General features: G+C 40.8%; 20 protein-coding genes. 12 read left to right on the forward strand and 8 right to left on the reverse strand.

What is annotated here, in order from left to right; genetic code table 11:
• Positions 1-336 precede the first annotated feature (336 nt).
• The 4 genes from RRG12_RS24765 to RRG12_RS24780 all read left to right on the forward strand — a co-directional run bounded on the left by RRG12_RS24765 (position 337) and on the right by RRG12_RS24780 (position 6,187).
• Positions 337-564 (forward strand): hypothetical protein, encoded by a 228-nt coding sequence (locus RRG12_RS24765; RefSeq protein WP_069069643.1) that lies wholly within the window; start codon positions 337-339, stop codon positions 562-564.
• Positions 565-739: 175 nt separating this feature from the next.
• Positions 740-2,020, forward strand: coding sequence for an acetyltransferase (locus tag RRG12_RS24770; RefSeq protein WP_420760984.1), 1,281 nt, complete (start codon positions 740-742; stop codon positions 2,018-2,020).
• Between the two features lie 18 nt (positions 2,021-2,038).
• On the forward strand, positions 2,039-2,563 hold the full coding sequence (locus tag RRG12_RS24775; protein WP_256090908.1) for a hypothetical protein: 525 nt from the start codon (positions 2,039-2,041) through the stop codon (positions 2,561-2,563).
• A gap of 1,203 nt (positions 2,564-3,766) precedes the next feature.
• On the forward strand, positions 3,767-6,187 hold the full coding sequence (locus tag RRG12_RS24780) for a sucrose synthase (RefSeq protein ID WP_069069646.1): 2,421 nt from the start codon (positions 3,767-3,769) through the stop codon (positions 6,185-6,187).
• 53 nt (positions 6,188-6,240) lie between these two features.
• On the opposite strand, the gene RRG12_RS24785 is transcribed toward RRG12_RS24780, so the two are convergent.
• Both RRG12_RS24785 and RRG12_RS24790 read right to left on the reverse strand, forming a co-directional pair.
• Positions 6,241-6,795 (reverse strand): peptidoglycan-binding domain-containing protein, encoded by a 555-nt coding sequence (locus RRG12_RS24785; protein ID WP_420760985.1) that lies wholly within the window; start codon positions 6,793-6,795, stop codon positions 6,241-6,243.
• A gap of 787 nt (positions 6,796-7,582) precedes the next feature.
• A complete protein-coding gene (locus tag RRG12_RS24790; protein WP_420760986.1) occupies positions 7,583-8,299 on the reverse strand; it encodes an ROK family protein in 717 nt (238 codons plus the stop codon).
• A 196-nt stretch (positions 8,300-8,495) separates the two neighbouring features.
• Here RRG12_RS24790 and RRG12_RS24795 point away from each other — a divergent pair, with 196 nt between their 5' ends.
• Both RRG12_RS24795 and RRG12_RS24800 read left to right on the forward strand, forming a co-directional pair.
• Entirely contained in the window at positions 8,496-9,305 is an 810-nt protein-coding gene (locus RRG12_RS24795; protein WP_420760987.1) for a creatininase family protein, read from the forward strand.
• Positions 9,306-9,459: 154 nt separating this feature from the next.
• Positions 9,460-9,963 (forward strand): 2TM domain-containing protein, encoded by a 504-nt coding sequence (locus RRG12_RS24800; RefSeq protein ID WP_069069650.1) that lies wholly within the window; start codon positions 9,460-9,462, stop codon positions 9,961-9,963.
• Positions 9,964-10,709: 746 nt separating this feature from the next.
• On the opposite strand, the gene RRG12_RS24805 is transcribed toward RRG12_RS24800, so the two are convergent.
• The 3 genes from RRG12_RS24805 to RRG12_RS24815 form a co-directional block, all read right to left on the reverse strand.
• Positions 10,710-11,174, reverse strand: a complete 465-nt coding sequence (locus tag RRG12_RS24805) for a CYTH domain-containing protein (protein WP_420760988.1) — start codon at positions 11,172-11,174, stop codon at positions 10,710-10,712.
• A 303-nt stretch (positions 11,175-11,477) separates the two neighbouring features.
• Positions 11,478-12,164 (reverse strand): DUF6875 domain-containing protein, encoded by a 687-nt coding sequence (locus RRG12_RS24810; RefSeq protein WP_420760989.1) that lies wholly within the window; start codon positions 12,162-12,164, stop codon positions 11,478-11,480.
• A 683-nt stretch (positions 12,165-12,847) separates the two neighbouring features.
• On the reverse strand, positions 12,848-14,509 hold the full coding sequence (locus RRG12_RS24815; protein ID WP_420760990.1) for an alpha/beta hydrolase: 1,662 nt from the start codon (positions 14,507-14,509) through the stop codon (positions 12,848-12,850).
• Between the two features lie 638 nt (positions 14,510-15,147).
• Here RRG12_RS24815 and RRG12_RS24820 point away from each other — a divergent pair.
• On the forward strand, positions 15,148-15,603 hold the full coding sequence (locus RRG12_RS24820) for a hypothetical protein (RefSeq protein WP_069069654.1): 456 nt from the start codon (positions 15,148-15,150) through the stop codon (positions 15,601-15,603).
• Positions 15,604-15,844: 241 nt separating this feature from the next.
• Here RRG12_RS24820 and RRG12_RS24825 read toward each other — a convergent pair whose 3' ends face one another.
• On the reverse strand, positions 15,845-16,900 hold the full coding sequence (locus RRG12_RS24825) for a M28 family peptidase (RefSeq protein ID WP_420760991.1): 1,056 nt from the start codon (positions 16,898-16,900) through the stop codon (positions 15,845-15,847).
• 203 nt (positions 16,901-17,103) lie between these two features.
• Complete coding sequence (locus RRG12_RS24830; RefSeq protein WP_420760992.1) at positions 17,104-18,057, reverse strand: SGNH/GDSL hydrolase family protein; 954 nt, start codon at positions 18,055-18,057, stop codon at positions 17,104-17,106.
• A gap of 1,053 nt (positions 18,058-19,110) precedes the next feature.
• On the opposite strand from RRG12_RS24830, the gene RRG12_RS24835 reads away from it, so the two are divergent.
• Together RRG12_RS24835 and RRG12_RS24840 are read left to right on the forward strand one after the other, a co-directional pair.
• Positions 19,111-20,382: a sulfite exporter TauE/SafE family protein gene (locus RRG12_RS24835; RefSeq protein ID WP_420760993.1), complete on the forward strand. Its 1,272-nt coding sequence runs from the start codon at positions 19,111-19,113 to the stop codon at positions 20,380-20,382.
• Complete coding sequence (locus RRG12_RS24840) at positions 20,357-21,055, forward strand: hypothetical protein (RefSeq protein WP_420760994.1); 699 nt, start codon at positions 20,357-20,359, stop codon at positions 21,053-21,055. The genes RRG12_RS24835 and RRG12_RS24840 overlap by 26 nt, the downstream gene beginning before the upstream one ends.
• A gap of 89 nt (positions 21,056-21,144) precedes the next feature.
• Here the strand turns inward: RRG12_RS24840 and galE are convergent, their stop codons facing one another.
• Positions 21,145-22,143, reverse strand: coding sequence for a UDP-glucose 4-epimerase GalE (galE, locus tag RRG12_RS24845; RefSeq protein WP_420760995.1), 999 nt, complete (start codon positions 22,141-22,143; stop codon positions 21,145-21,147).
• 164 nt (positions 22,144-22,307) lie between these two features.
• Between galE and RRG12_RS24850 the strand changes: the two genes are divergently transcribed.
• The 3 genes from RRG12_RS24850 (at position 22,308) to RRG12_RS24860 (ending at position 25,153) form a co-directional block, all read left to right on the forward strand.
• Positions 22,308-22,568, forward strand: a complete 261-nt coding sequence (locus tag RRG12_RS24850) for a hypothetical protein (RefSeq protein WP_420760996.1) — start codon at positions 22,308-22,310, stop codon at positions 22,566-22,568.
• Between the two features lie 3 nt (positions 22,569-22,571).
• Positions 22,572-23,225 (forward strand): hypothetical protein, encoded by a 654-nt coding sequence (locus RRG12_RS24855; RefSeq protein ID WP_420760997.1) that lies wholly within the window; start codon positions 22,572-22,574, stop codon positions 23,223-23,225.
• Between the two features lie 176 nt (positions 23,226-23,401).
• On the forward strand, positions 23,402-25,153 hold the full coding sequence (locus RRG12_RS24860) for an ABC transporter ATP-binding protein (protein ID WP_069068510.1): 1,752 nt from the start codon (positions 23,402-23,404) through the stop codon (positions 25,151-25,153).
• Positions 25,154-25,285 lie beyond the last annotated feature (132 nt).

Consider the following 25,285-nt stretch of genomic DNA (forward strand, 5'->3'; position numbering starts at 1 on the left):
CTTCATAAAAAATTGGTATTACTAGCAGAATTAATCTAATTTTATTCCTTCAGATAGATGACTTTTTTAATTAAATTATTGTTTTGTGAACAAAATTTTCCATTATAAATTTAATAATATTTTTATTATTTCGATAAATTTTTTCAATACCTAAAACTCTAGTGTTAAACAGCAAATAGGAATACAATAGATTGTTAATTGCTGGATGTAGCATTTTCTACTTGATTAAACTTGAAAGTTATTAAGTAAAATAAACCGAAAAGGTACAGGACATACTTAAACTTTTCGGTTTATCTTACCCAATAAACTTGGCAAACTATTAGGTAACAAGGAATAATGTTGAAACGTCGCATAATACTAGCTGGTTTGAGTGTACTTAGCTTAACGTTAGCTGTGAGTACAAAAGTTTATGGTAGTTCCACTACCGGGCCAGATGCTTGGGAGACTGTTTACAATGATGCGGTTGCTGGAGCAACAACGACAATTTCAGTGTCGCCTTTAGGCTTGTTGTTATCATTGATTTTGCAAATAGTTTACAACTTAGCAGGTTTTTGGGGCGGTTAATTCATCGTCTGATATCTCAACAGAAAAATAGTCGATATAGAGACTTTTGCAGTCTGATTTTTAGCCTGCGTAGACGCTCTGCGTCTTATTGCCAAACATCGCCTGAATAAATCTCTCATTCATTAACGCAGATTATCCCATAGCCAAATATTCCAAACACCGTGAGGAGTTTTTTATGTTCAAACCTCGCACAATTTTTAGTGCTTTAAATGCAATTATCCTGGCGTTTGCCATCAGCACACAGATATATATACAACCCGTATTAGCTGCTGGAGGAACGTGTAATCCAACTGTGGGAAACCTACCTATATGCCCAAGTACCGCACCTTCCGAGTCAGCTAGTTTTGTTGACCCAACAGCAACAATCACCAATCCCACAAATATCACCTTGGGCGAAAAAGTCTACGTTGCTCCATTTGCCCAGTTAGATGCTACTAATGCTCCAATTAGTATTGCAGCAGATTCTAATGCCCAAGACCAAGTGAAAATCACAGCTTCAGGAACAGGAGTGGAGATTGGCGAGCGTGTCATTATGGCACACATGGCCATTATCAAAGGTGCAGCTAAAATTGGTACTCAAGGTTCTACAGGGCCTTTTACCGATACAGTTACCAATACTCAGTTTAGCAACACTGTTCCAGAGACTTTTCTCGCCTTCAATTGTGAAATAGACGGTGCAACCATACAAAGAAACACAGTAGTCAACTTTCTGGCGCGAGTTGGTCCTGGTGTTACCTTACCCGCTGGTAAAGTTGTCTTGCCTGGTAAAAACGTCACAAATAATCTACAAGCTAATAGCGGCAGTTTAGGGAAAGTAGTCAACCTGACACAAGCAGACGTTGCATTAATGGAAGGCATTATTGAAGTCAATGAAGCATTTGCCAAAGGTTACACAGATTTAGCTAGGGCAGACTTGACAAACGTAACAGGGATTAATTATGCTCCCGTCACCTTCTTTAATTCTGGAGGTCTACCGCAGATAGGTGGAACTCCAACTAGTGATCCGAACTATCGTAACCGAATTATCGGTAATCTTACTTTCCAAGATTCTTTAGCAACACTCAACCACAAACTAGCTAATAGAATTTCGCTACGTGCTGATGAAGGTGAACCTTTTAATGTTGGGTCAATTGCTGGGATGGCAAACGATGTTGTCTTTCACGCTTTAGAAACCACTAGTTTGACTCTTGGTAATGGAGTTGGTTATGGGCCTCGCGCTCTAGTTCATGGTGGTCGGCAGGTTGTCAATGGTGTTGCTAATGGCCCTGAAACTAGCATAGGTGATGCTGTAGGGCTAGGGCCGAACTCTGTTATATTCCGCGCCAGCATTGGCAACAGATCAGCAATTGGGCAAAGAAGCGCAGTCTTCAACTCTACAGTAGCTCCCAGAACGTATATCCGTTCTCGAACAATCTATGCAGACAACGGCAACCTGATTTTACCTGTGGAGTGGTAAGCAACTGACTTTTGCATCATGATGAATCGGAAAATATTGTCGGTGCAATTACAATGCCTACGATTGATTGTGCTGTTCACTTTGATATTCGGATTGATATTAGGTGTTGATGACAGTTCATCTATAGCTGCTGAAATCACCTCAAATCAGCCTCAAGTTGTACAACCTTCAGTCACCGGACTTGTCTCTACATTGTCAGATGAAGTCGAGGAATTACCATCAGGCTTAATTCGCTGGTCAACTTACTGGCAACTTTGCTGGGAACCATATCCTGAAGCTAAAGAGTACGAACTACAAACGGTGCTTGTGGAAGGTAAATCTCCAAAGTTGAAACGTCAAAGCGATCGCTGCTTTCGTATACAAGCTGCATCTAATGAAAACCAAAAATCACAAGGATTACTCAACCGTGATTTGATCTTGCTAATGCATAAAATTCAGCTTGGTTATCGAGTGCGAGCTGTCTTAAATGACAACCGTCTCAGTGAATGGTCTGAAGTCATGGCAGTCGGTGCAACTACTACCTCTGAATTGAATGGTACTTAGAATATCTGTAATAGCCCTTGTGGTACTAGCGATAGCACCAGAAGTGAGTTTTTCTAATGTTTGTGGTGCAATCCCAGCGCGAAGATACCCTAGTAAAGGTGCGTAATAGTCATGCTTCCCCTTGAACCATTGTTTTGTCCTTGTTGTACTCCAGCTATATTACATTTGCTGACTCAATCCGATCTGACTCAGCACCTACTCCAATTAAGAACGAGGTCAGTTTCTACGGCTATCAAAAGGAATCAAAAACAGTAACAGCAATCTCTCTATCTATCTGTAGCAGGGCAAACGTATCTAATGTTTACTACAGGTCGCTTGAATATTTAGACTTAGCCCTGTTTTCTCCCTTTGAGAGAATGCAATCACCGAAAGAGTTGTGAAGCTTACATCAAGATTCCCGACTTATTGGAAAAGTCGGGAATTTTAGCATCAGAAGTTTTTGAACACACATTTAACTGTTAGAAAATGCCTAGAAGAATGATAACAGTCAGCCCACAGAAAGCAAGCAAAGAGATAATCAGAATGTTGCCTATACTGTGATCGGAAGTTGTTAACTTATGTGTATTGGTAGCCATATCAATCAACCAGATTTAAACAACCTTGCTGAAATTATAACTAGGGTAAATTAAGATTAGTCTATCTCTGAACAAAAATTGATTTTAATTCGTGGAGCTTAACGAACCATTCTAAGCTTTTGATGCTATATTTTCTGCGCTAACATACCCTACGTGCATTTCAGAAATCAAAGATTAGTCCTACAAGTACAGAAATGTCAACATTCTAAAATAATAAAAAAAGTATTGATTTACAAGTCTTACTGAGCTTGAGAGATAAATATTGACCTTATCGGTGTGCTGATAATCTGATAGATGTAAATTGTTGATATAATCAAGTTTAATCAAGAATTTGAGGGCATAATAGATTGCGCCCAAAATATTATTATGCAGTTATTTACTAACATCTATCAAAAGAAATAAAAATTGTATTCCTTTAGTTAGATCCAAAAATACTGAGTCATAGATACTTTAAGTAAAGTAGAACATGATTTAAGTGCCTGCTGAAAAGTTGAGACTTGTAGGTACACAGATAAATATAGTTTATCTGTGTTATTTCATGTTTATATGTGGTTTAAGAAAAGGTAGAGGCTTGTTTGTCTTGCCTTGAAAGTTAAGAATGCAAACATCGTCATCTAGTGGAGTTGCCATGTCTGAATTGCTTCAAGCAGTCTTAGATAGTGAAGAAAGAAGTGATTTACGTTCCTTTATTAGTGAATTACGCCAACAAGAAAAGAAGTACTTGCTGCGGAACGACATACTGAATGTATATAGTGAGTATTGTTCTAAGTCCCAAAAACCTGAAGCTTTTTATACTTCCTCGGAGTTAGGCAAACTTATTTACTATACTCAGGAAATAATTCAGGAGGACTCAAACTTCTGTTTCATTATCCGTTCTAAGATTGCTAGCCAAGAAGTTTATTGGTTGACATCAGACTTGAGCATTGAGCCGATGACGGTGCAGGATTTGCTGGATTTGCGCGATCGCTTGGTGGACAAATCTCATCCTAACGACGGCGGCTTGCTAGAATTGGATTTCGGCCCGTTTTATGACTACACCCCAGTCATCCGCGACCCCAAAAATATTGGTAAGGGAGTACAATTTCTCAACCGCTATCTATCCAGCAAAATATTTCAAGACTCCAAACAATTGCTGGACAGCTTATTGAATTTTTTGCGCCTGCACCAATACAACGGTGTTCAACTGCTGGTCAACGATCGCATTCAATCACAACAGCAACTTTCCGAGCAAGTAAAAAAAGCTATCGGTTTTGTTAATAATCGCCCCGAAGAAGAACCCTACGAACAATTCCGATTCCAATTGCAGTCAATGGGTTTTGAACCAGGTTGGGGTAATACCGCAGGGCGAGTCCGGGAAACCCTAAATATTCTTGATGAATTGATTGATTCTGCCGATCCTCAAACCCTAGAAGCCTTTATCTCTCGCATCCCGATGATTTTTAGAATCGTCTTGGTGTCAGCTCACGGTTGGTTTGGGCAAGAGGGCGTTTTGGGGCGTCCCGATACCGGTGGTCAGGTGGTTTACGTCCTTGATCAGGCAAAGAGTCTAGAGAAGCAGCTACAAGAAGATGTCTTGCTAGCTGGTTTAGAGGGATTGAATGTTGAGCCAAAGGTGATTATTCTCACCCGCTTAATTCCCAACAGTGATGGTACTTTGTGCAATCAACGACTGGAAAAAGTTTATGGTACTGAAAACGCTTGGATTTTGCGAGTACCTTTACGGGAATTTAATCCCAACATGACTCAAAACTGGATTTCTCGGTTTGAGTTTTGGCCTTATCTAGAAACTTTCGCCATTGACTCAGAAAGAGAACTAAGGGCAGAATTTCACGGCACACCTGACTTAATAGTTGGAAACTATACTGATGGAAATTTAGTGGCATTCTTGCTGGCGCGACGATTGAAAGTTACCCAATGTAATGTTGCCCATGCTTTGGAAAAATCTAAATACTTGTTCAGTAACCTCTACTGGCAAGATTTGGAAGAAAAATATCATTTTTCCTTGCAATTCACAGCTGACTTGATTGCCATGAATGCTGCCAATTTTGTAATCAGCAGCACCTATCAAGAAATTGTCGGAACACCGGATAGTGTGGGACAGTATGAGTCTTATAAGTGTTTCACCATGCCGGAGTTGTACCATGTGACCAATGGCATTGAATTATTTAGTCCCAAATTTAATGTTGTGCCGCCTGGAGTAAACGAAAATAATTACTTCCCTTACACCAGGACTAAAGATCGGGTGGAGAGCGATCGCCAACGCCTTGCAGAAATACTCTTTACTCTGGAAGATCCCACGCAAATATTTGGCAAACTCGATGATCCTAACAAGCGCCCTCTATTTTCAATGGCGCGTCTTGACCACATCAAAAACCTCACAGGTTTAGCTGAATGCTTTGGTCAAAGTAAAGAATTACAAGAGCATTGCAACTTAATTTTGGTGGCGGGTAAATTGCGCGTTGAAGAATCAGGCGACAACGAAGAACGTGACGAAATTATCAAACTCTACCAAATAATTGATCAGTACAATCTCCACGGAAAGATTCGTTGGCTGGGTGTGCGCCTGACTAAAAATGATTCTGGTGAAATTTACCGAGTTATTGCAGATCATCAGGGAATTTTTGTCCAACCAGCTTTATTTGAAGCTTTTGGTTTGACAATTTTAGAGGCGATGGTTTCAGGCTTACCTACTTTTGCTACACAATTTGGCGGGCCATTGGAGATTATTCAAGATAAGGTGAATGGATTTTTAATTAACCCGACAAATTTAGAGGAAACAGCCACTAAAATTGTGGACTTCATCACTAAATGCGAACAAAATCCTAACTATTGGAGTGAAATTTCCCAGCGAGGAATTGACCGAGTTTACACCACCTATACTTGGAAAATTCACACTAGCAAGTTGTTATCATTAGCACGGATTTACGGCTTCTGGAATTTTACTTCAAAGGAAAATCGGGAAGATTTGTTGCGCTACATTGAGGCTTTGTTCTATTTAATTTACAAGCCAAGAGCGCAACAGCTATTAGAGCAACATCAGTATCGATAGTTTGTCATTCGTCATTTGTCATTAGCCAAGGACTAAGGGCTAAGGACAAATGACTAAATTGTTAACGCCCGCCAGGTTCGTTGACCAACTACTCCATCTGTTGCTAAATTCCGTTGATTTTGAAAGGCTTTGACAGCTGTCTCTGTCAGTGCGCCATAAATCCCATCCACTCTAACGGCATAACCATTAGACACTAACAGCCTTTGTAAGACTCTGACAGTAAGGCCAGAGCTACCGAAATAAAGAGTCGGCATAGGTTGGCTACTAAACTTCTGGAAACGTCCTGTAGCCTTTACACGGATTCTAACTCCAGCCTGAGCATATTTCTTAGGCTGACCTAAGTTGGAAGAAGCTAGGAACTGATTATTTTTGCCGATTTTATTAAGTATGTGTTCTTTTGTTAGTGCGATCGCTGAGGGAGAAGCCTGGGAAACCTCATCTGTCTGCATAAATTCAGGTGGTGTGACTTGAGCAGTCATTTCTAACTGACTCTGTTTTGACTGGTTTACGTCATTTTCCATCTGAAATAATTGCTGCTGTGGCAAATTGGCCCCAGATGCTTGTCTTACTGTTAACACGCCCGTCATCATCAGGCCAATTTCACTCATTGTAGTTCATTTTACTTCAAGCAATATTTCTTTTAACTAACAACATTGCTGTTGTCCGGGATAGTTCATACTGACCAAATAAAAAATCATGTACTAATTTTTTCAGATAATATTATCAGGCTCATATTTTCTCACCTCCCATTCCGTTTAATCAGACTAATATTATTAGCTTTGTGCTTTTTTTATCTTTAATCCAGGCATCAATTTGTCAAATATGATATTTAAATCAACGGTTTAGACAATAACATACTATATGATCATCTGGGAATGTCATGAAACCAATTTGCCTAATTGTCTTCGGCTGGTGCTTGGTATGCTGATGCTACTTTTATCATATTTATACTGCTACAAAAAATACTGCTATATTCACTGAGTCAGGTTTTTAAGCATTCATCAATGCAACATTTGACAACAAAATCAATTGTTAATTACAAAAAAAATGTCCTCTCTCAGAGGTTATTTTGAAGAAGAAGCCAGCATTCAGAAATCATAATTCAGAAACTCTGGAAGTCTTCAGCCATAATTCCTAAATATCTACTTTTCTAGGAAATTTTTCTCGGAAAGCGCATACTTTAGCTTCAAAATAATGAAACCGCACAACGTTGTTGCACGGTCTTAAATTTTAACTAGAGTTTAGATTACTGCATGACAAAGTTACACGGGGGCACGGAAAAAATGTCTATACAATTCTCTTGCCTAGCTTATGTTAATTTTTATAACATTTTTAAATCTTGAGAAAAGAAGCACCTTAATAAAACAGGAATCAGAATTCTGAATTCTGAATACTTTACCTTTTCTCATCTCGCCATAAAGCAATACCACCTAATAAACCAGTGATATTGGGGATGAGTTTGACATTTAACGGTAGCTGTAAATTCACTCTCACAGCTTCACCACCACCAATGTAAAGGTAATCATAATTGAACAGATGTTGCAAGGATGCGATCGCTTTTTCTAAACGCCTATTCCATCTTTTGTCACCAATTTTTTCTAACTCTGCACGCCCCAACTGCTGCTCGAAAGTCTCTCCTTTGCGAAACGGATGATGCCCCATTTCCATATTCGGCACCAGTTTACCATCTATAAATAAAGCTGAACCAAACCCTGTACCCAGAGTAATCACCATTTCTAGACCTTTACCTGCGATCGCACCAAACCCCTGCATATCTGCATCATTAATCACCCGCACAGGCTTGTTTAAATGTTTTAATAATGCTGTTTCCAAATCAAATCCGATCCAATCTGGATGTAAGTTTACCGCTGTCTCCGTGACTCCACACCGCACCACACCAGGAAAACCGACCGAAACGCGATGAAATTCACCTTGAGCCGCCGCCAACACAACAATTGCATTAATTACAACCTCTGGTGTAGCAGGTTGGGGTGTATCTAAACGCACTCTTTCGGTTACAGGATTCCCCGTGATATCCAAAACCATTGCCTTAACGCCACTACCACCAATATCAACCGATAGGGTACGAATCGATCCATTTTCTTCAACCATTAAGTTACATCCTTGGTTAATGTTCGTTATTTCGTTATTATGCTCTGTTGAATTTGATAATATCTGGATGTTTGGAGAGTCTTTATATTGGGGGGAGTGCGGAGATAGGGGAGAAATCAATTCAAAATTCAAAAACTTCTGCCTTCTGCCTCCTGCCTCCTTTTTCCCAATGCCCTAAAATATAAATTTAACTAATATGCATAGTTTCATTCCACCAGAACGCTTTTTTCCCTACCTTACCTGGACTGATATTCAGGCAATGCCAGATAAGGAAAACGTGGTAATCATCCAGCCAGTAGGGGCAATTGAGCAACATGGCCCTCATCTACCCTTGATTGTAGATGCTGCGATCGGTGTGGGGGTGCTGGGAAAAGCAATGGAAAAGCTGGATGCCAGTATTCCCGCTTATGCTTTACCAAACCTTTATTATGGCAAATCTAACGAACACTGGCACTTTCCCGGTACGATTACCCTGAGTACGGCAACTCTCACGGCAATCATTATGGAAGTGGGAGAAAGTATTTACCGGGCTGGCTTTAGAAAACTGGTGTTAATGAACTCCCACGGCGGACAACCCCAAGTTATGCAAATGGCGGCGCGAGATTTGCACGTTAAATATGATGACTTTTTGGTATTCCCCTTGTTTACTTGGCGCGTGCCTCATATAACTAAAGATTTATTGACTCCGAAAGAGGCAGCGCTAGGAATGCACGCTGGAGACGCTGAAACTAGCATTATGTTATCGATTTTGCCAGAACAAGTGAAGCTAGAGAAAGCTGTTGCAGAATATCCACCAGAACAGTCCGAAAGTAGTTTACTGAGTTGGGAGGGTAAGTTACCTGTGGCTTGGGTGACGCGAGATATCAGTAAAAGTGGAGTGATTGGCGACGCGACAACCGCAACAAAAGAAAAAGGCGATCGCATCCTCGAATCTGTGGCTAACGGTTGGGTACAAGTTATTCAAGATATTTATGCCTATCGACAACCAAAAGTAGACGAGAGATAGACCCTTTTTACCCAAAGTTAAAAATCCAATACATTCAATGCAGGACAGCATCTAGATTTGCTAATGTAAGAATAATGGAAATAGTACTAGCGTCGCTGCTGAAAATCTATCGGGTAGCAAATTTCTATTGAAAGTAATATTAAGAGAAAGAATTATGACAACATTTGAACCCAAGAGCCTCCGCTCTTATAGCCAAGAAGATGTTCAGCAAATTCTGCACTTAGCGATCGCTCGTCAAGCTGATGACAAAGACACAGAATTTTCTTATGAACAGATATTAGAAATTGCTGCTGAGTTAGAAATTTCACCTGAATCTTTAAAATTAGCAGAGCGTGATTGGGTAGTCCAACAGGGCCAAGTCCAACAGCGAAAAGCTTTTGACGATTACCGGATCAGAAGATTTCAGAAGCGTATAGGCAATTATGCAATTTTCAATGGTTTTTTTATACTGATTGATTTAATTGCTGGTGGCGGAATTTCTTGGTCGCTGTATATTTTACTATTCTGCGGATTACCTGTAGGACTGGATGTCTGGAATACTTTTCAAATCAAAGGTGAAGAGTATGAAATTGCATTCCAAAAGTGGAGTCGTAACCATCAAATTAAGAAAACCATCAGCACCGTTTTGAATAAGTGGTTTAAGGCATTACAGGCTTAGGAAATTTTCTGGCGTAAGCGTCTGTGTAGTGTCTCGTAAAGGATGTTTGAAAAGTCCTCTTGTCGGTATCAAAAACTTTCGATCCTCAAAATCCCCCTTTTTAATTTTGTGAATCGTAATTCGTAATGACGCTATAGCAGTTCTCGACAAGCGTGAAGTACAATTTTGACCTATCTCCAAACCTCTCTCCTAAAAGGAGCTACGGTGTACACACAAGTCCTAAAAACCTAGCTTGATAAGCGTTTTTCCTCGTTCCCAGTCTCAGACTGGGAATGCATTCATTGAGTCTCTGACTCAATAGAGCCTAGAATCAGGCATTCCCACGCAGAGCATGGGAACGAGATCAACGGGAAAACAATGAATGGAAAATCAAGCTTTTTTCGACTTGTGTGTACACCGTAGCCTTTTAGGAGAGAGGCTTTGAATTGTTCCCCCTTCCCGCCTTCGGAAAGGGGTTAGGTCTATTTGCACACCTGTACTTCACCGGATTAAAAATAGCTATATTATGGCAGACGGTGCGTATAGCTTGCTTCCCTATAGGGGTGTGCTTATCGAAGAAGGCAGGATGAGCTACCGCTGCGCTATCTGTAACAGCCCGCGACCATAGGGCCTTGGGTTTAAGACAAGAACTCCAAATTTTTAATTTGGTGGCTCTTTTTCAGGAGGGGTTTGAATCCTATAAGTGAAAAAACCTCCTGCCTCCTGCCTCCTGCCTCCTGCCTCCTTCAACATCAATATTTCAGCCATTACCATTGTGAAAAAGGGTGTTTTACTAGATTGCTGTTGAAATATCTGAAGTCATCAGAAACTTCTTCTCCAATCCAGGTTGGTAGTTCAATTTGTTGGTTCTCATCACTGAGTTCAACTTCTGCTAAAATAAGTCCTTTATTAACACCATCAAACTCATCTATTTCCCAAATTAAACCGCCTGATTCTATTTTATATCTGATTTTTTCTATAAAGGGACGTTCACACAATGTCTCAAGCATTTCTTGAGCATCTTCAAGAGGAATAGGATACTCAAACTCTAATCTGGAATATTTAATATTAGGGCCTTTAATTGTCAAATAACTTTTTTCTCCTACTATACGTATACGTACAGTCCCTTTGTCTTGTGTGGCAATGTATCCTTGACGATAAACACTACCCTCAGCTAATCCTCTCCAGCTATCTCCTCTCACTAAATATTTCCGCTCTATTTCTTTTGCCATTTTATTTATTTGCTTTTATGTATTAAACAATAGTGTCCTTATACCAATTCTATATGAGGTGGCGCTTTATTCATTTAGGGGAAAGCCGTTTCTCTACGAGATGCTCCTTGTAGCTTGCTTCGACCTAGGAGTATGCGTCTGCATGAATTGCCACTACCGTAAAACAAGGGTTTCAGCTATTGTTTGCGTAAGTCCTAATTCAGTAAAGTCATATTCAAAAAATAATTCTATACGATCGCAAAATTTCCTGGCATCATTACTTTAGCTGCTCAGTCCCCAACCCCCTATTCAAATATTTGATATTTATATGCAATAACTCAGTAAATTTTCTTTTTGAAGTTGTTTCTTCGCTAAAGCCAATGCTTGATGGGCATTTTTAAACTTTGTTTCATCTATAAATTTATTACCAAAACGCTTTAAATAAGCTTCCAGATACCGAATACGTAAGCGTGGATCAGCCGGACTCAGAAGAAAGGGAAGGTCAGCTTCAACCATAAACCGGATAGCCAACAAGGGAATAGGGCTACGAAGTGGACGAAAGTTTGGGTTGTGCAAACCAGGACTGTCATTACGTTTATGAAACTCTCCTATCATCAGTCCTGACTCAACAAACAAAGGTTTAAGTTTTTGTTGGACACTATCTATTAGCTTAGTAGCGTCTTCTATATGAACGTCAGGAAAGATAAGTAAAAAAGCTTTATTGATTGCTAATTCCTGCTCTTTAAGATCCATCTCAAGAAAGATATCTCGGTAGCGTCCAACAACATCTTCTAATTGTTCTGAATACAAATCTTTTGTGCGAATAACTGCCAGACGAATAGTATTTGACTTGAGAGATAAAGGTACAAAAGGGCAAACTGCACCGGTTCTTCCTAAGTTAGGATGAGGTCTTCCTAAAAAATTTTTCACCCAATCCATAATTTCAATTAAGTAAGGAAGGTCTTCGTGTTCCTGGAGTTGTTCGATTTCACGAGTTGTATATAGTTGCATGAGCTTGAGTGAAATGGAATAATTGTTTAATTCTGAATTCAAAATTAGTTTTATAATATTATGTATCGGGAACTAATTATTATTTAAATAAACAAAGCAAGCCTTGAAGTTTTTTATTTTTGCTTCATCTGTGGCTTGTAGTAGATAAAATTTTTCTACCATTTTTGTGAATTTAAACAATTTTACGCCAATCAATACGCAAACATATTTTTGTATCAAGTAACTTGTGTTCATTAATTTTTGGCATTTTCGTCAGAATACATATGTATTATCCAGTAGATGTTCGGATTTTTTTACACTCTTAAGTTTCTATTATTTTTAACAAAACAATTATAAAGTTTATATCTAAATACTTATTCTTACTGTAAAATTTTAATATTGACTGGATAACAACTGTAAAGCTATTATCAAGTTAGTATGATTTTATTGAAGTAAAATATTAAAATTCAGTCCAATTTTATTGAAAGGACAAAGGGATGAGGAGGCTGGATGATCTGCGGCTTCTAGTGTTCCCCGTATCTCTACTGTTAAAGCTTCTTTCTTCGTAGAGGTATGCAGACTTATTGGCACAGCCTCTCATGGAGTAGAGGCTGTGCTATTGGGGGAAACCGACCCTCAGACAAATCTTGGCAACGCACTGGTTCCCTGATAAACAAATTGGATATTTTTTGAATTGGAAGGCCTTATTTATCAACAAATTCTTTCACTACTGCCATAGCATCAGGAGGAATCTGGGTAATTAAGCGAAATGGGAATGCGGGAGTTGAAGCAAACTGGGCATAATCTGATGTCAGAAACACAGCGTAGTTTTTAGCTTCTGGAGTCATCTGTGCGGCAAAGGCCAAAGCTATAGCTTTAACGTACTTACGTACATCAGCGGCTTGTTCACCCACAACTTCACCGCCACTAATCGGTGTATTCGGTTGTCCTGCCTGATCCAAAGTGGTACTGGGATCTTTTACACTTAGATGAGTACCCCCAAGTATACCAGCTAGCCATTTGGGGGATGGAATTTTGTCAAATCCCACAATCTGTTCAGTTAAAGCTGGGGTGGTTTTATCTGCGGAACCTGCTAACACTAGGGTAGGAACTTGCACCTTAGTTAACCCAGTTTTGCCAAAAATCAGAGAAGTTGTTGGATTAAGAGCGATCGCCTGTTTGATTCTAGTATCCCGTAGTTGATAGCTATTTTCTGGCAATTCTTCAGCGATGCACTGCATACCTTCCGCCAGACTCAAGCTAGTCAAGTTTTTTTTGCAGCGTTGTTTGAGTTGTTCCAGTTGTAACTCGGCTCCAGCAATTGTTAAAGCTGTACCACCACCAAAAGAATAGCCAACAACCATCGCGTTTGTAGTCGCAAGTTTCCCAACAAGGGGATTATTAGCCGTTTGGTTGAGCTTTTCTAATTCGTCGAGAACAAAACTAATATCTTGAGGGCGATACAAAAACTCTTGAGGCTTTACAATTCTGGTTTTACCTTGTAATGCCAAATTAGTATTTGCCTCATTACTACCGGGATGTTCTAAAGCTGCTACTACATAACCGTGGGATGCAAAATGTTCTGCTAGGTAACGCAAGTCCGTGCGGACTGAACCGAAGCCGTGAGAAAAGACAATTACGGGTTTGTCGGGAGTTGCAGCAGTTGACCAGTAAACATCAACTGGGATTTTGCGATCGCGCTTTTGGTCATTTAGGCTTAAGTTGAGTATTTTTACTTGGGCGCTTCCTGGTTGACTAGGATCAAAAGGGAAAGCAACCTGTGGTGTTCTAGGCTGTGGTGTTATGGGGTCGAGTTGGGGAGCGATCGCTAGCATAAATTGTTGAGTACGCCAAAAAGCTGTATTCAAACTCCCTGCAACCACAAAAGCCTGTGGCAAATCAATTTCTAGGCGTTTGCTGGGATAAGCGGCGATAAAACTCAGTATAGAAAGACCCTGCGGTGCAGTAGAGCCTAATACTAATCCTGCTCTCAGTGCTTGTACCCCAGCTTTGTCCTTTCGCGCTAAAGCTGTAGCAAAGTCATTGAGAATAGTTGTGCCAATCTGGGTATTAACTAACCGATTAATGGTGACAACATTCATCGGTATATTCATACCCAGCGCCCCTAAGAAAAAGCGGCGTTGTTCTTCAGATAATCCTTTAGCGTAAGGCTGCAAACTTCCAGGTAATTTTCCAGTTTTTGCAGCCTTTTGCAACTCAGCAAGAGAGATGGATTCTGTAAATAAACCCAAACGCACCACAACTGTGTCAGCCGCAATGGCCGAAGCATTTGTCCCGAACGATGTAAGTATAATCGCACCAAAGAAACCCGCAACTGTCTTAAGACTTCCCCAACTTATTCCCATAAATATTTATACCAAGTGTTACTTACGGGAATATAACGGATATTTGTGTATTTGACTACCCCATTAATTGCCTAAAAATAAAAGTAGATTTTTTCCTGAACTTGATTGCGATGTTTACGACGGGCTATGCCTACGCCCTGATCTCCTCAAAGTAACTGCTGATCCAAACAGAGCCACATCAAAAGCATAACAAAAGCAACAAATTGTAGAATTTATTACAGCTAAAAAATTGAGCATAAATCAGTGTTAACAGCCACAAAAGCTCGATTGTTTCTCAGCTAGGTTTAATACTGTAACAGCGACAATCAAAAATTATTTATTCAAAGTAACTAGATTATGTATGGGGTCAAAAAAATAGTGGTAATTCCATCTCAACAAGAGGGATGGAAGGAATAAGCCGCCTGCCGATTTAGAGGTTATTTTAAAAGTATTCCACTGTGATTTTAGGCACTTTTAGATCCCCCCTAGCCCCCTTAAAAAGCTACCGTGTATACACAAGTAGAATTACCCCCCTTAATCTAAAAATGACTTTTAGAAAGTGTTGCAGAGGTGTTGCAGGTGGATAGTCTTACTGCTGTCGCTGCATTATCATTACTCATCAAATTCTACCAGCCGCCTCAAAACTTTTTCTTAGATTTATGCGTCACAGACTCCGCTATATTTTAATTTTGCTGCTCTCCCTGAGTATTATTACACTGTGGTGGCCTGTGAATAACTCTGATTGCAATTTCGAGACTTTTCTCACATCAAAAACTACAAAATTCCAAGTACGCGCTACTAAAGTTATTGTTCAGCCGTGGCGTGGCCGTCACCATGTATATGGAATATTTATGATTCCTGATGAATACAAACAATCTCCATTTTTTGTGTTAACAGTCCAAGGTGCTGGCAGTTATTGTTCAAAACAATTTGGTTATAGAAAAAACTTTAATGATATCTTGGCTGAACCAGGCACTTATCTGGTGAGGAAATTTATTAGAACTCGAACAGCTCTGCGACTCATTCTCCAAGGTTTGTACTTCGACCTCAACAATAAAGATAACTGGACGTTAACTTTCCCTGAACCAAACACTAGTACCGCAAGGCGGAATTAAAAATTAAAAATTAAAAATTAAAAATGAAGACAGCGTAAGGGTTTTGTTGATTGGGAATGGGTGGTTTATTTCCGCTGTGCTGTACTAATAGTCTGCCAACCCAAAAATGCTAAGTGAGGACTGGGGAAAGGGGAAAGGGAAAAGGGTAAGGGATTTAAACCCTTTACCCATTCCCCCTTCCCCTTTACCCCGCCAAGTTCACTTGGCGAACTACTAGTCAAGATAATTCATAATTTATGAATCAGTTTGGTGGTTGAGTTTCCAAAACTTCGGTCTTCTCTAACAAGGCAGTAGTCGCATTGACTACAATCTGTGCTGCTCCTGTGAAGAACGAGCGCTCGATAGTCGCTGGAACATCGCTAGGTTGATGATAGTGGGGAGTACGTAAATTTGCGGTGTCTGTGACCAGCACAGCACCCACGCCTTGATACCAAAATGGTGCATGGTCGCTGCGTAGGGTATCGGGTGTCAGTAAACCTTTAAAAGGAATCGGCAGTGTCAAGATTGCTGGCAGATTTGATTCTTCTTTATTCAGGGCGATTGAGGGGACATTCTGCGAGTTTTGAAAGGCATTCAGTAAAGGCAAATGTTCTGTATCACCAACTACTGCCAAAAAGTCGCCCTTGTCGCTAGGTGGGGTAACAGGCAATCCAGCAGGGTATTTTTGACACCCAGGAGTGTAACATGCATAACCTACCATATCCATAACGATCGCTCCGCCTAAATTTTGCAAGCGTGCTGTCTTGCTCACAAAAGCCTGACTACCCAAAAGTCCTATTTCTTCCTGGTCAAAAAAAGCTAGCTGTAACGTCCGTGGCGTGGGGCGAGAACCTAGTAACCGAGCGACTTCCAGCAATACGGCTATACCGCTGGCATTATCATCAGCACCGGGGGATGAAGCAACAGTGTCGTAATGCGCTCCCACAAGAATTGCTTTAGCGGCAATGCTCGTTCCTGGGCGTTCGGCAAAAATATTCACACCCTCAGAGAAGTTTTCTAATTTAGGTTTCCAGCCTAATTTTGTGAGTTCAGTTGTGATATAAGTGCGAGTAAGCGATCGCTCTTTTGTTGTGTAGCGCTGAAAATTTAACTTTTGGATATGGTTTAACAGCTTGTCAGAAGACACTTGTAGGGTATTGTCAACTTCCTGTAACTCTGGCTGTGGTTGGAGTGTTTCCACTGGAATGCTTTGAACAATTTCTGGTGAGGGACGCTGTTCAAAAAATGTGCTACCTCTGCTACCCACCACCGCAACTGCCATCAGCACCAACAGCATCAGCCAAATCCATTTTTTCATGTAATTTATCCTTGGCTTTCTGACTTAAGGTAGCGCAAATTCCCAGTCAGAATGAATTAATCATCGTCTAGATCAACATCAAAATTTTCTCATGAAGTCTCAGTAGTTTTTTGTTGTTCTGTGTGCGCTGAAATTGTTCCTTTACTTCCAGCCAGTCCGAAGAAATCCTGATTTCCTACTTCTGCCTCTTTCAAGAAATAGTTCTATTTTCTAGATTTTCCTAATTTCTTAAAAGACTTCAAGATAGGTTGAGACTTTAACACTGAAGCTGCATATTCCGCGATAATTTTATGACCAGCAGTTGTAGGATGGATGCTGTCCCAGAATAAGAACCTATCTGGGTTGGCTTTACATTCAAATGATGGAGTAGAAGCTGGTATAGTTATTAAAACGGAGTTTCCTATGCAAGAGTCGAGTACATTTGTAAACTCATATTGTCTAGAATTAGCTAAAAGTTGTTTAAATAAATAATTAACATCTAAAAAAATGATGTTTACATTATTTAGTTCTTGGCTTAAAGAATTTAGGCTTTTAATCAACTCGACATTATATTCAGTGGTCGAATCGTTGAGTTGTGTGGAGGTTGAACTATTTCTTGTACCCGGTAAGTTTCCCAAATTGAATAAATTAGCCACTAGGATATTTTTAGCCCCAACATTGGCAAGAGCACGCACCGCTGTTGATATATTTGTAACTGGTTGGCTAGGATTTACAGCACTTTGAGAGTAAAGGAAATCATTCGTACCGCCCCACACGATATAAAGCGCATTTGGGTTAACCGACTTATTAACTGCTGTAAATTTCTTAATCTGAGATAAGACTCCTGTTAAATATAAACCAGGTATAGGAGGTATAGTAACGTTATATAACCCAGATTCAGCACCACCAACAGCAAGGTTAGTAATGTTAGAGGGATTTAAGCCCATATCTTGTGCAAGATATTCCACCCAGACTGGCCCATTAGAAAAACGCCCATCTTTGTAAGGTTGGGGGGGAATACCTATACCCAATTCACTTTTTGTGATCTTGTAAAAATTCCCATTATCAGAATAACTGTCACCAAACACATAAATCTGTTCAAAATCAGCAGCTTCTACCTTCAGTGTAAACATGAATGAAAATAAGAAAATTGCTGCCGTTAAAATTGTGTTTTGCATAATAGGTTTTTAATGTATTTGAGCATTTTTAAAAATAACTGGGCAAGTGCAAATCAAAGATTTATTGCAGTAGTTCTCTTTTGCATAAAGGAAGTACAAAAGTACGTATTTTTAGGCATAAGGTAGAGTTAAAAATTGTTTAAACCTCATCTATGTTGAAACCTAGAGTTTTTTAAAAGATATATTTATGTAGGTTGGGTGGAGTGAAACGCAACCCAACATTACCACCAAATTTTATGTTGGGTTACGCTATCGCTGCACCCAACCTACAAAACTACACTACGGTTCTCAAGGTAGACAAGGTTTATATCTGATTAAACTCATGCATTGTGTACCTCATTTACTTGCAATTTTCTGTAAGTATTAAAATTATTTCAGCCTTAGTTATTAACTATTGATTTGAAATGGCAAAAGTTAATAAATAAAGCTTTTGTCTTTTTAAAGATATTCGCCTAATACTTATTTAACTTTAAGAAAATTTCTAATTTATAGTTAAGTAAGTCATTGATTTTGACTATAATATACACTAAAAAATAATTGTTTAAAATTTTAGTTAAATCTTACTACATAAGTTTTTCGTTTATTTTAGTAAAATCAAGAGTTTACTGCTAGATTGACAACTTTATTGTTAATTAAAAGCCTCAATACAAATTCCTTTTATTAGAACAAACTAGCAATGATTATTTAATATCAGTTTCAAACTTTCAAGTCAATAAAAATGCAACAAATAGAGATTTTCTCAAACCATCCAATACCTACACAGCCGTAATATACTCTACTTAATATTTACTTTAAAATAGGCTCTAAGGGAAAAGTACTTATCACGATTTCTAATCGCCAGGTATATTTGCTTTCTTCTTTCCTCATAAGTAAACATCGAGTTTGACGCTTTGTCTTTTGACAGCGATCGCAACTTCAGTTAGAGTGCCGCACTAGAGGAGTGCTGAGTACTCAGTACTGAGCAAAGAAGAAGAGAAAAAAAGTTCTTCTTAATTCTTCAAAATCTTTATTTTTAGACTCAGGACTCATGACCCAGAACTCAGGACTTTTTTTATGGTAGATTTACTGCTGATTTCAATCCTGGGGTTCCTGGGGAGTTTTGGACATTGCTTTGGGATGTGTGGCCCTTTAACAGTTGCGTTTTCCCTGTCTCATCAGCCAAAAATAGCGCCAACAGTCTCCTTGGGACGGACATCAACCTTAGAAAAGTCCGACACTTGGCAACAGCAATTAAAATTTCATATCCTGCTAAATCTAGGGCGGATGTTGAGCTATGCTCTAGTCGGTGCTGGCATTGGGGCGCTGGGTTCGGTATTGCTACAAGGTGGACAGCTAGCTGGTGTTGGTAGTGACTTCCGGCGCTGGATGGCAATTCTAACTGGTGTGATGCTGATTTGGTTTGGATTAGGACAAATAAAACCCGATTTACTACCGCGCATTCCCGTATTACACCCCCTATCGCAAGGTAGTTTACACGATCGCCTCAGCACCGGAATGGTTAAGCTTTCCTTAAAAACCAAATGGTGGACACCAATGCTTTTGGGGATGACTTGGGGTTTAATGCCCTGTGGTTTCCTGTATGCTGCCCAAATAAAAGCCGCTGAAACTGGCAATTTGTGGATGGGTACAGCTACTATGCTGGCTTTTGGCTTGGGAACCTTACCCACAATGCTAGGTGTAGGCGTTTCAACATCATTGGTAAGTAAAGACAGGCGCAGTCAGTTGTTTCGATTAGGCGGTTGGGTGACGCTCACCATTGGTGTTATCACCTTATTGCGGACTGGTGATACAATGGTAGATTACACCGGACACGCCGCTTTAATTTGTTTAATTTTGGCGCTAATTGCGCGTCCCATTAGTGGCTTATGGGCTTCACCACTGCGTTATCGCCGGGGCTTGGGAGTGGGATCTTTTGTGCTTTCTGTGGTTCACACCGTCCACATGATAGAACACTCATTGCAATGGAATTTTGCTGCCTTTTCTTTTCTGCCGCCAGAATTTCAGTGGGGTATGGCTGCGGGTGCTGTAGCATTGGTATTAATGTCCCCCGCCGCTTTAACAAGTTGGGAATCTTTGCAAAAATCTTTGGGCAAGCGTTGGCGACAGATTCATCTATTGGGTGTGCCAGCCTTGCTCTTGAGTGCCATTCATGCTGTGTTGATTGGTTCCCATTACCTGGGTTCCTTGCAATCAACTTGGGGAAATAAATTAGCAGCAGTACTGATGGGAATTATCACCCTCGGTGTATTGATGGTGCGATCGCGCTTTTTTTGGTCAAAGTTAGCCGTAGAAAAGTTTTATGTTCCCCCAACCAAATCGCGGTAAATTATCCTTATTTTCTGACTCCATCTCAACGAGTCAAAAACAGAGGCATTACCCGCTCAAAAACATTTTTTGGCAGAGTCAAGGAACAATAAAGTATTTATTATTCCTGAGTTGCTTAGTTATATCAATAACTAATCTGCACCCTGCATCTGCTCATAAAGTGGAAGTATCCGGAGATGTCGGCGGTACTATCCACATTGAACCAAATGATAATCCTCGTGCTGGAGAATCCTCTCAAGCTTGGTTTGCCCTTACCCGCAGAGGTGGAAGGGTGATTCCCCTCTCACAGTGTAATTGTGAGTTGGCTGTTTATGCCCAACCATACGCAGCCGGAGAGCCACCACTCCTAGAACCACAGTTAGAACCTGTGTCAGCTGAACGCTACAAAGGCATCCCAGGGGCGGAAGTTGTCTTTCCCAAGCCAGGGATTTATGAGTTGCAACTAAATGGGAAACCAGCCTCCGGGGCAAGATTCAAACCCTTTAATTTAAAATTTGAAGTTACTGTAGCAGGTGGATCTACACAGAACTCACGAAACCTACGGGATGTCAATGGTGATTTAGTAGAGGGTGAATCTCAAAAATTACCAACTTGGGCGATCGCACTTCCAATCCTCGGATTTATCGGCATATTAGTTGTTGTACTGCAAAATATGAGGCGGAGTGGGGAGTAAGTAGGGAGATGAGGAAGCAGGGGGAGCAGGGGAAGCAGGGGAAGCAAATAATTATTATTCTTTCCCATTCCCCATTCCCCATTCCCCTCCTACTTGTGTCGCTTTTGATGCCACTGCCACGCATGAGTGACAATATCTTGGATGGATAGATACTGAGGTTTCCAGCCTAAGATTGTTCTGGCTTTCTCGCTGGTACCGATGAGAATTGGGGGATCGCCAGGACGGCGATCGCGTTCTTCTACTGGTATGGAAATTCCTGTTATCTGTTCGGCTGCGGCAATGACTTCTCTGACGGAGAAACCGCTGCCATTACCCAAATTAAAAACTTCGCTATCGCCACCTTTTAATAAATATTCCAATCCCAAAATATGGGCATCTGCTAAATCGTTGACATGAATATAATCGCGAATACAAGTACCATCGGGTGTGGGGTAATCGGTGCCGAAAATTGAGATGGATTCTCTTTTACCTAAAGCGGTCATTAGCACCAAGGGAATCAAATGGGTTTCTGGGTTGTGATCCTCGCCCAGTAAGCCATTGGGATTAGCACCAGCAGCATTAAAATAGCGGAAACGCACTGATTGGAAACCGTAAGCAACATCAAAATCAGAGAGAATCCGCTCTACCATTAGCTTTGTAGCGCCATAAGGATTAATCGGATTTTGGGGATGGGTTTCTGGAATGGGCACGAATTCTGGTACCCCGTAGGTGGCACAGGTAGAAGAAAAGACAAATTTCTTCACAGATGCCGCCAGCATCGCTTCTAACAGGGTGAAAGTACCAAGGACATTATTTCGGTAATATTTGGCTGGGTCAGTCACCGATTCTCCTACGTAGGCGTAAGCAGAAAAGTGCATCACAGCAGAAATATCGTGGGTTTTAAATATGTCATCTAGCAAAGTGCGATCGCCTGTATCCCCAACGATCAGTTCTACCTCTAAAACCTTTTCTACAAGGTCACGATGCCCATAGACCAAATTATCAAGTATGACAACGTTATAACCCGCTTGCTTCAAGGCAAGCACTGTATGGGAACCAATATATCCAGCTCCCCCTGTTACCAAAATGGTAGGCTTTCCAGGCGACATAGTTTTTCCTTTTGAGTGGATTACTCAATTAATTTAGTTTACCGGTGCTACATTACTCTTCTGGAAAATTATAAATAATAGGCGCAGTGTCAAAAAATTGCACTAAAATCACTACGACGGTAGTAGTCTTTGGGTGTGAGGTTTGAAGTATTTTAAGTCAAACAGTGCGATTACAATTTGACAATCAAATAAATCCATTTCCCGGAACCTCTAGGTTGGCCCTTACGGGTGACGCTTATAGCGTCGCTAAAGCTAGGAAGTCGCCAGTTGTTTTATCCAGGGAAATTATGCACGGCAGTTCCTTCTGGGAAGCCACTCCGTTGCGGGGGTTACCTCCCGTTGAAGGAAGTGGCGTGAAAACCCCGATTAAAGTGAACTGCCTCACCACCACACTGGCTCACCGCACCAGAAAATTTGAGAGTTAATCTATGTTTCTATTGCTAAGTCGAGTACTGCTGTGGCTGCTGATTGGCACTATCGTATATTCTCTGTTCCAGCGATTTTATCCCTCTGGAACTTTTGTAGGGCGATTAATCTTAGTCGTTATCTTGGTAATCGTAGCCCTGTCATTTCTTAACCCCAACGAACCAGCTGTGGCGTCGTTGTGGAGGATGATATCTTTTCCACTCAAGCCTCTAGGAGCTTCTGTTTTACTGATGATTCTTGCAGCTCAGAAGATCAAAGGAGGTGGAATAGATAAACCAGGAGGATACCTGATAGGTTGGGCACTGACGATTTTGCTGTTGGCAAGTACACCAGCAGTCGCCTATTTTCTTTATAGAGCACCTCTAGCAATGACGGGTGAAACATCTGTAGCAAGTGCCGCACCAATATCTGGGACACTGGTAGCATTAGGGCAACCAACCACTGCCGTGAATATCTCTGATGTGACTGGGGATAGCATTCTTTCTTATAATTTGAGAGTGCCTCCCTACCTATTACAAGGAAATCCTCAAGATATTCGCACACGCGGGTTACGGCTTGAAGACTTTGTACCAAATTCAGAAACGTTGCTATTGACAACAAGAACTTGGGAAAGTTATCTCGCTGAAGTTTACAGGTTCTTGCGTGTTCAGCGGTAATAAAGTAAAAAAAGGGGTAAAGGGTAAAGGGTAAAGGGCAAAGGGCAAAGGGTTGAATTAGTTAGCCCACTGTCTCCAAATAGGTTTTTACCCTTCCCCATTCCCTATTCCCTCTGCATAGCTGTCTGCTGGGACTAGCAGTTAATCTATGATGATAAAGTTGCAAAATTGCTTGAATGGCAAAATCTCGACGACTCGCTAAACTCGGTGCTTACCTACGACCCCATTGGCAGGAAATGTCCTTGGGCATTCTGGCTTTGTTGTCTGTGAATGCACTGGGTGTTTATATCCCTTGGTTGATTCGTGCTGGTGTCGATAAACTCTCGACAACCTTCAGTTGGAACCAAATACTACATTACGTAGTGATCATTGTCTTGCTTAGTTCAGCAATGTGGCTAATGCGGATGGCATCCCGCATTTGGCTATTTGGGGTGGGGCGGCAGGTAGAATTTGACCTGAAACAACGGATTTTTGAACACTTACTCAAGCTGGAACCGGCTTATTTTGCCAGTAATACTGCTGGCGATTTGATTAATCGGGCTACCAGTGATGTGGACAATATCAAGCGTTTATTGGGTTTTGCAGTTTTGAGTTTGGCAAACACAGTATTTGCCTACGCCCTGACACTGCCTGTAATGCTGGCCATTAGTGTGGATCTCACACTAGCCTCCCTGGCAGTGTACCCTTTTATGCTCTTGCTGGTGAGTCTGTTTAGCGATCGCTTACGCAAACAACAAGCAGCAGTCCAAGAGCAACTCTCTGACATCAGCGAACTCATTCAGGAGGATATCAGTGGCATTGCCTTAATTAAAATCTACGCCCAGGAAGCTAATGAGCGTCGAGCTTTTGCTAAGAAAAATCAGCAGTTATTGACTGCTAACTTAGAACTGGCAAAAATCCGAAATACGCTGTTTCCGTTAATTGGCGGGCTGGCTAATGTCAGTTCACTGGTGATTATCTGGCTAGGGGCGGCGCGGATGTCTTCTGGAACCCTTCAGGTTGGGGACTTTTTAGCACTGTTAATTTATGTCGAGCGTCTGGTTTTCCCCACAGCCCTTTTAGGATTCACAATTACTGCCTACCAACGAGGTGAAGTTAGTATAGATCGCCTTGAATCTATTCTCTCTGTCACACCGAAAGTTAAAGATGCAGCCGATGCGATACATCTACCGATGGCTGAACTTAAAGGGGAACTAACAGCTAAAAATCTCACTTACAATTACCCTGGTTCCACTACTCCAGCTTTAGCAAATATTAACTTTACCATTGCTCCTGGAGAAACTGTAGCGATTGTTGGGGCAATTGGTTCGGGGAAATCGACTTTGGCCAATGCTTTGCCGCGCTTGCTGGATATTGAATCAGGACAGTTGTTTTTAGATGGGCTGGATATTACTAAAATAGCTTTGACAGATTTACGAAGTGCGATCGCCTACGTTCCTCAAGATAGCTTTCTATTTAGCACCACAATCAAAAATAATATCCGTTATGGCGATCCAGTTAGCGAACAAGAGCAGATAGAATATGTTGCTAAACTTGCTCAAATTGAATCAGAAATTAACAATTTTCCCCAGCAATACGAAACTATTGTTGGTGAACGCGGTATTACTCTTTCTGGCGGTCAGCGGCAACGGACTGCTTTAGCTAGGGCAATGCTGGTCAATGCGCCAGTGTTAATTTTAGATGATGCTCTCTCTAGTGTGGATAATCAAACAGCCACACAAATCCTCAACAATCTTTCCAGTGGTACAGACCGCAAAACAGTAATTTTTATTACCCATCAATTATCAGCAGCGGCGGCGGCTGATCGAATTTTTGTGATGGAAAAGGGAAAAATTGTTCAGATCGGAAATCATTTAGAACTTTTACAACAACAGGGTTTATACAGAACTTTGTGGAGCCAACATCAAGTTGAGGAATTACTGCGGTGATATCTTCAACCACTGATTCAGTGTACTTGCTGAGTAAATTACAACTTATACCAATTTTGTATGAAGCTGGATAGAATTAGATCCCCCCTAGCCCCCCTTAAAAAGGGGGGAACTGGAAAAACATCTATCAAA

This window comes from Nostoc sp. CALU 546 (assembly GCF_048836525.1).